Origin of the sequence: Yinghuangia sp. YIM S10712 (genome assembly GCF_051388935.1) — a bacterium.
In the GTDB taxonomy this organism is placed as follows: domain Bacteria; phylum Actinomycetota; class Actinomycetes; order Streptomycetales; family Streptomycetaceae; genus Yinghuangia.
In genome coordinates this window covers 115610-117726 of the sequence record NZ_JBPKBI010000007.1, presented here as the reverse complement: position 1 = coordinate 117726, position 2117 = coordinate 115610, and the positions used below count along the sequence as shown (strand labels likewise).

3 protein-coding genes are annotated in these 2117 nt (G+C 69.4%); 2 read left to right on the top strand and 1 reads right to left on the bottom strand.

The window, feature by feature from the left end; all coding sequences use genetic code 11:
- Together bla and ACRX5W_RS17075 are read left to right on the top strand one after the other, a co-directional pair.
- Positions 1 to 849, top strand: an 849-nt coding sequence (gene bla / locus ACRX5W_RS17080) for a class A beta-lactamase (protein ID WP_436789016.1), incomplete at its 5' end; no start/stop codon positions are given.
- A 249-nt stretch (positions 850 to 1098) separates the two neighbouring features.
- A complete protein-coding gene (locus tag ACRX5W_RS17075) occupies positions 1099 to 1290 on the top strand; it encodes a hypothetical protein (protein WP_436789015.1) in 192 nt (63 codons plus the stop codon).
- A gap of 81 nt (positions 1291 to 1371) precedes the next feature.
- Here ACRX5W_RS17075 and ACRX5W_RS17070 read toward each other — a convergent pair whose 3' ends face one another.
- Entirely contained in the window at positions 1372 to 1731 is a 360-nt protein-coding gene (locus ACRX5W_RS17070; protein WP_436789014.1) for a hypothetical protein, read from the bottom strand.
- Positions 1732 to 2117 lie beyond the last annotated feature (386 nt).

The window sequence follows — 2117 nt, the reverse complement described above, 5'->3', positions numbered from 1 at the left end:
GGTTCCCCGCCAGGCGAACCGGCGGGCCCCGCTTCGCCCGCCCCCGTCTCGCCCTTTGTCGACAGCAGCAACGAACTCGCCGAACTAGAGCGGAAGTTCGATGCAAGGCTGGGCGTCTACGCGCTCGCTGTCGGGACGGGAAAAGAGATCGCCCACCGGGCCGACGAGCGGTTCGCGTTCTGTTCGACGTTCAAGGGGTTGGCCGCGGCGGCGGTCCTGAGCCGCAATCCCATGGCGTACCTCGACACGGTTGTCACCTACAGCGCCGACGACCTGATGAAGAGCTCGTTCATCACCAAGGACCACGTGGCCACCGGAATGACGATCCGTCAACTGTGCGACGCCGCCGTGCGGTACAGCGACGGAACAGCCGGCAATCTGCTGCTCCGGGAGATCGGCGGCCCGGCCGGGTTCACGGCGTACACGCGCGGCCTGGGGGACACGGTCACCCGCATGGACCGGACCGAGCCGGCGCTCGCCGAGGCGAATCCGGACGACCCCCGCGACACCACGTCACCGCGAGCCATCGGCACCGACTACCGCAAGATCGTGCTGGGCGACGCCCTGCCCACCGACCGACGCGCCTTCCTCCGCGACCTCTTGGAACGCAACACCACGGGTGCGCAGCGCATCCGCGCCGCCGTGCCGAAGGGTTGGACGGTCGCGGACAAGACCGGCACCGGCAACTTCGGCGCGGTCAACGACATCGCCGTCGTGTGGCCCCCGGCCGCCGACCCGTTCGTCATCGCCGTCATGTCGAACAAGACCACCCGCGACGCGGAATACAACCAGGCCCTCGTCGCCGAGGCCGCGGCCCACGTCATCACCGTGTTCACCGCGCCGGCTTGACGGGTTTCCGCCACACGGACAGGACCACGCGGTGGTGGTCGCCGATCTCGGGCCGGGGCTGCCGTGGTGAGTTCGTCCCGCGCGCGAACGCGTTGTCGGTGCGGGGGAGTACGTTGCCTCTCGGTACGGCCAGGGACCGTGGTGTCCGGGGGATCGAGGGTTGCGCAGGGGTTGGAGGCCGCCATCGTGGAGAACCGCCGTGGGCGACCGGGGCAGGACTTGTGCGGTCGCCGTCATGCTCGTACGCGGGTGGAGTGCCTGCTGCCCGACACGCATTATCCGGCGCCGCACTACGCCCTCGACGGCACAACCTGGCACGACGCGCTGTGCGGTGTCTGCCACGGCAGCGGAAGCCGGGACGAGGACGTCTGCGGGAACTGCGGCGGAGGCGGGTTCGCGCTCCTGGAGCTCTCCGAAGACGAGCCGCGCCCCGGCTGGTAGGCGCGGGGCCGGAGGGCGCGGGTAGTCGGGCGCCCGCGCGGTGAAGGTGCCGGCGGCGTCCCGCCGCCGGTGTTCGGCCGATTACCGGCCGTGCCGGTTGGGCCGCCACTGGTGGTCGCAGTCGCGGCACTTCTTGTCGGCGTAGGGGAGGGTATGGATGCGTCCTGACCCGCACTTGCCGCAGCGCGGTTTGTCCGGGGACGACGGCGGCCGGGTACGGGAGTTGCACTCGTCGCAGACCAAGTCGCCGACCGGGTCGCGGCGGACGCGCGGGGAACCGCAACTCCCGCAGATCACCGCTTCGGTGCGTGCGTGTATGGCCTGCATCTCGCGGTCCTGCGCGGCCTTGAGTTCGGCGTCGGCGACGCCGCCTCGCCAGTAGGCCTCAAGCAGGTCCTTGACCGGCGGCCGGTCCGTGGCAGTGTGCTGCTCGTCGCTCAAGTCGGCTCACTCCTTCCCGAGTCCCGGGGCAGACGCTTCCTTGATACCACCTGCGGCGCACCGGGTAGTACGGCCGGATCACGAACCGGGCCGCCACTGAAAACCGCAGCTTCGGCATTTCTTGTCGCCGTAGGGGAGGGTGATGACCTTGCCCGAGTCGCAATGTGGACATCTCACCGCTGAATCCCTTCTTCTCGTCGGGTGTGGTGGTACTGGCCTTTCTCTAAAATCGGCCGTAACCCGTGCCGCGACACGTGTCAATGCGCGCGCGGCTCCACCCCTACGACGTTCCCGACACGGTGTTCGGTCTCCGCGCTGCCCAGTGATTCACGTCTCAGTTTGGCGCGGACATGTGTGAGGCCCGGGCGCCGGGCCCGGGCCTCACA